Annotated in this window: 7 protein-coding genes; 2 read left to right on the forward strand and 5 right to left on the reverse strand. The window is 45.0% G+C overall.

Going from position 1 to position 4,468, the window contains the following annotated elements:
• Nucleotides 1-5: 5 nt before the first annotated feature.
• A complete protein-coding gene (gene purS / locus IQ242_RS17510; RefSeq protein WP_193960850.1) occupies nt 6-263 on the reverse strand; it encodes a phosphoribosylformylglycinamidine synthase subunit PurS in 258 nt (85 codons plus the stop codon).
• Between the two features lie 31 nt (nt 264-294).
• Between purS and IQ242_RS17515 the strand changes: the two genes are divergently transcribed.
• On the forward strand, nt 295-678 hold the full coding sequence (locus IQ242_RS17515; RefSeq protein WP_193960851.1) for a Fur family transcriptional regulator: 384 nt from the start codon (nt 295-297) through the stop codon (nt 676-678).
• 88 nt (nt 679-766) lie between these two features.
• On the opposite strand, the gene accD is transcribed toward IQ242_RS17515, so the two are convergent.
• From accD to IQ242_RS17535, 4 genes are all read right to left on the reverse strand, one after another.
• Nucleotides 767-1,717: an acetyl-CoA carboxylase, carboxyltransferase subunit beta gene (gene accD, locus IQ242_RS17520; protein WP_193960852.1), complete on the reverse strand. Its 951-nt coding sequence runs from the start codon at nt 1,715-1,717 to the stop codon at nt 767-769.
• Between the two features lie 19 nt (nt 1,718-1,736).
• Nucleotides 1,737-1,898 (reverse strand): hypothetical protein, encoded by a 162-nt coding sequence (locus IQ242_RS17525; RefSeq protein ID WP_193960853.1) that lies wholly within the window; start codon nt 1,896-1,898, stop codon nt 1,737-1,739.
• An 88-nt stretch (nt 1,899-1,986) separates the two neighbouring features.
• Entirely contained in the window at nt 1,987-2,796 is an 810-nt protein-coding gene (locus IQ242_RS17530; RefSeq protein ID WP_193960854.1) for an A24 family peptidase, read from the reverse strand.
• 206 nt (nt 2,797-3,002) lie between these two features.
• Complete coding sequence (locus tag IQ242_RS17535) at nt 3,003-3,491, reverse strand: hypothetical protein (RefSeq protein WP_193960855.1); 489 nt, start codon at nt 3,489-3,491, stop codon at nt 3,003-3,005.
• A gap of 258 nt (nt 3,492-3,749) precedes the next feature.
• On the opposite strand from IQ242_RS17535, the gene IQ242_RS17540 reads away from it, so the two are divergent.
• Nucleotides 3,750-4,052, forward strand: coding sequence for a YkvA family protein (locus tag IQ242_RS17540; RefSeq protein ID WP_193960856.1), 303 nt, complete (start codon nt 3,750-3,752; stop codon nt 4,050-4,052).
• Nucleotides 4,053-4,468: the final 416 nt, after the last annotated feature.

Below are 4,468 nucleotides of genomic sequence, written 5' to 3' on the forward strand. Positions count from 1 at the left end.
CCTATCTACTGACAATGCAAATCAAAGCGATAATTTTCAATTACAGGATTAGCCAATAGTTGATCGCACATTTGATCCAATTGTGCGCGGGCGCTGATCTCATCCGCTGCTGTCACGGTAAGCTCAATATACTTACCAATTCGCACCCCAGCCACAGTATCATAACCCAATTGCTTTAGGCCCGACTCTACCGCCGTACCCGCCGGATCGAGAACCGAGGGGCGCAGGGTAACATAAATAAAGCACTGATAATTTTTTGGCATAGAATTAACTTTGATCGCTGACCTTTTTGATATGAAATCCCAACGCACCCGATCGCAAGAGCGCATTATCCACTTACTCAAAACCTTAAATCGGGCAGTATCCGCTCAAGAATTGTTTGTGGAACTCCGTCAGCGTGACCAAAATATGGGGTTAGCCACTGTTTACCGCGCCCTAGAATCCCTAAAATTACAGGGTGCAGTGCAGGTGAGAACCCTAGCCACAGGAGAATCCCTCTACAGTTCCCTTCAGCAGGATCAACACCATCTTACCTGTATTCATTGCGGTCGGTCTATCGTCTTTAATGAGTGTCCCGTTCACGAATTGGCAGAAAAACTCGAAAAATCCCACCAATTCAAGGTTTATTACCACACTCTCGAATTTTTTGGACTTTGCGATCACTGTCAACCCGGTTAAGTGTGGGATGTACTACATTGAAACTGCCGATCAGAAAAATTTTAGTACAAATGCTCGGACTGGCAACTCCAGTGCTGTCTTACAAAGATTAAACTGTTGTTTGCCCTTGGGCTGTTTTAAGAGGGATTAACTCTGGTTGACTGTAGTGATGATGGCTGTTCAGGGGGGATAACAAGGGGAAAAAGGGCTGATGTAAACTAATTAATTGAGCGAGGGTTTTCTTGAGATGGGGACGAGGAACGATCGCATCGACAAACCCGTGTTTTAATAGGTATTCCGATGTTTGGAAACCTTCTGGTAATTTCTCGCGCAAAGTCTGTTCAATTACCCGTTTACCGGCAAAACCGATAGTAGCCTTTGGTTCGGCGATAATAATATCTCCCAACATGGCAAAACTGGCCGTGACTCCTCCCGTGGTGGGATTAGTCAGGACGGGAATATAAAGTAATTTTGCTTCCCGATGCCGGTTAAGAGCGCCAGAAATCTTGGCCATCTGCATTAAACTTAACATTCCTTCCTGCATTCTCGCCCCGCCGGAAGCGCAGATAATCACTAGGGGTAAACTTTCATCGGTAGCTCGTTCCGTCAAACGACAGAGTTTTTCTCCCACCACCGATCCCATGCTACCCCCCATAAAACGGAAGTCCATCACCCCTAAAGCTAAGGGTAAACCATCGATCGTCCCCGTTCCCGTCTGGACAGCATCCGTCAGACCAGTTTTTTCTTGGGTTTCTCGCAGGCGATCGCTATAACTTTTCCGATCGCGAAATTTGAGGGGATCCGTCGGTCGAATCTGTTCATCGAGGCAATTCCAAGTATTAGCATCCACTAACTGGCGAATTCTTTCTTCACTTTCGACCCGATTATGATGACCGCAATCGACACAAACCAGTTGATTAGCTAATAAATCCTTGGTATAGGACAAAACGCCGCAATTTGGGCATTTTGTCCATAAACCATCGGCTATTTCTCGTTCCTGTTGTTGTTGAACCTTGGGTTCTGTTTTTTGGCGATTTGCAAACCAATCAAATAGAGACATAGTTTAAAATAAAGATAATTTATCGACTTTCTTCTAGAGGACTTAATAACAAAAGTGCTGTCCAGCGATCTTGGGGACGCACTTGTAGGGCGGCCTGATGCCCCTGGCCGCAATAAATACCATGGCCAATAGCGATAACGCGACTGGGATGTCGTGAGCTTTGAGCATTTCCTGCAGCCAATCGGCTTACCCTAGACTGGGGGTTGTTCTAATGGTGATCCAAGACACGGAAGACTATTGTATCAAGATTTAATTACAGGATAACTTTTTTACAAGAAAGGGAAAAAAATGGTTTGATAGGCTGAGATGATCTTATCACTCCAAAAGACACTCATCAGAGCGCCGAGGGCAAGAAATGGCCCGAAGGGTATAGCTTGTTTTTTCCCCATTTTACCGAGAAAAATGCCCGTCATACCGATGGCCGCCCCGATAGCGCAGGCCAAAAAAGCGGTGACTAATAATGCTTGCCATCCTAACCAAGCACCGATCATGGCCGCTAATTTCGCATCTCCTCCCCCCATGGCCTGTTGTCTGAGGGCAAAACTACCCCCCCACCGGATCAGATCAAATAACCAGACTCCTAATACTGCACTAGCGATCGCTGAAAAGAGATAGATAACACTTTGATTATTTTGCCCACCTAAAAGAGTTTGGAAAACTATCCCTAAAACTAATCCCGATTGGGTGAGGGAGTTAGGAAGCGTCATCGTGTCAAAATCAATCAAAGCTAAAGCTAATAACCAACTGAGGAGAATCCAATAGCCGAGGGTCTGCCAAGAAAAGCTAAAATCTCCTAAAACCAGACAAAATAATAAACCGGTAAAAGTTTCGATCGCTGGATAACGGACAGAAATCGGGGTTTTACACCAGCGACAGCGACCCCCCAGCCATAACCAGCCTAAAACCGGTATATTCTCGCTTTTACCCAACCTATGGTGACATTTCGGACAGTGGGAAGGAGGATAAACTAGAGATATCCCCTGAGGTAATCTATAGATGACCACGTTTAAAAAACTGCCCACCGAGGCACCAAAAGCGAAGACAAAGGCAAAAGTAACTAGATGAAAGAGGGTTTCCATAGATTCAAGGCTGAAATCCGATCACTTTCCTAGAATACCCGGTTAAGCTGCCTGCCTATCTAAAATTACCGGTTAAGACGGCATGGCAGCCCTTCGAGCATCATCATTAAGATAACTGCTATCATCCCTATTTTTGACGTTTTTGAACCCCCAAAAATTAATTATGCCAAAGGTCTCAAGGTTTTAATGGCTCGATAACTCAAAAATTAGAGTTCTAAAGCTGCCTTTAGCTTAGTTAGGGCCACAGTTTCCCTCTCGCTAACTTTCGGACTACCAGTGCCAAATAAACCGCTACCCGCCGCTGCCGCTACTGTCTCGGCACAATTATAAATAAATTCCTTGTACTCTTGCAGATCTTCGGGCGTTGCTTTCCCTCTCAACACCGCTACAGCATCATTAATTTTATCGATCGCCGTATCGACTGCCGTATCCGGTTGCAAATCGGCTGCTTTGATCTCCATTTTTGCTGGGGGATTAACTTGCGCTTTTTCTACGGCTTCCTGAGAAAATAGCGTCTGAATAATATCATTATTAGGATAATTTATGGCCGCCTCCGCCACTTCTTTCCCTAAAGCGGCAGCCTCGATCGCCGTGGAAATAATCCCCGCATCCACCATCGCCACCGCCATACCGGTCATCATGACTGCACTGGCAACTGTTGCTAATTCATCGGATGTGTAGTTCTCTGCTGTCATGCTCTTAATCTTTCCTTAAACTGGCAGATGGTTGATTAGTTTGTCATCGCCTATTATAGGGGAAAAGATGCCACTATCTCCCCTCTTAAGCATCCAGTAATAATACTTCAGGCTCATCCCTAAAGGTGAATTTTCTTCTGGGCTTTTTTGGTGGATAATTAGCGGGGATAACCCCACATAATGGGGGGTAAAACCGCACTATCAGCCCCAGGGACAACCTGACAAAATTAAATTATCCCAGTCAGCGAGGAAAAATTAATGAAACCGATTGTTGAATCTTTTTACAACTGGTACAGCGGCAAAATCAGTCACCCTAAATATCGTTGGATTATCATTCTGGGAACTATGGTTTATCTTTTTAGCCCCCTCGATATTTCTCCTGACGTTTTCCCGATTATTGGTTGGATTGATGATGGGATTGTTCTCACCCTTTTAACCACGGAATTATCGCAATTAGTTCTTGATTATCGCACTCGCCGTCCAGGAGGAGTCAAGAATCAAACCGAAGTTTCTTCCCCAACCAATACCGTTGATACCGATGCCGTAGAAGTCAAAAGTTAGAACTCTGAAGTCTCAATTTTTACTTCTGAATTCAGGAGATTGCTGTTATTTATTCTCCCCCCGCAACGCACACGAAGTGGTCTCCCCACTTCCCACTCCCCACTTCCTAATTCATAATTCATAATTTCCTCGGGTGCATCTCACATTTGCAGAAATACCGACAATCAGCAATTATTAGTGACTTTTCAATGATGACAAACGTATCAGCCGCTGTCTGTAAGCATCCCACCGAAAAACTAATGCGCTCCGGGGTTTGGGGGCGGCGCCACGCCCCTAACGGGGGGTTTGGGGGGTAGAACTAGGCTGTTGACTCTGTGCCTTTTTGAATGATAAAAGTTCATGCAGTTTCTGTGTCGTCAATATTGGCTGAAAATAAAGTTTTTCTCTTTGAGAGCATAGATTGTCCAAAAACTTCA

It is taken from the genome of Microcystis sp. LEGE 08355 (assembly GCF_015207185.1).
GTDB lineage: Bacteria > Cyanobacteriota > Cyanobacteriia > Cyanobacteriales > Microcystaceae > Microcystis > Microcystis panniformis.

Excerpts from the sequence above, each read along its gene's own strand:
- IQ242_RS17515 (WP_193960851.1), top strand. The coding sequence starts at position 295 with ATGAAATCCCAACGCACCCGATCGCAAGAGCGCATTATCCACTTACTC.
- IQ242_RS17535 (WP_193960855.1), bottom strand. The coding sequence starts at position 3,491 with ATGACAGCAGAGAACTACACATCCGATGAATTAGCAACAGTTGCCAGT.
- IQ242_RS17530 (WP_193960854.1), bottom strand. The coding sequence starts at position 2,796 with ATGGAAACCCTCTTTCATCTAGTTACTTTTGCCTTTGTCTTCGCTTTT.
- purS (WP_193960850.1), bottom strand. The coding sequence starts at position 263 with ATGCCAAAAAATTATCAGTGCTTTATTTATGTTACCCTGCGCCCCTCG.
- IQ242_RS17540 (WP_193960856.1), top strand. The coding sequence starts at position 3,750 with ATGAAACCGATTGTTGAATCTTTTTACAACTGGTACAGCGGCAAAATC.
- accD (WP_193960852.1), bottom strand. The coding sequence starts at position 1,717 with ATGTCTCTATTTGATTGGTTTGCAAATCGCCAAAAAACAGAACCCAAG.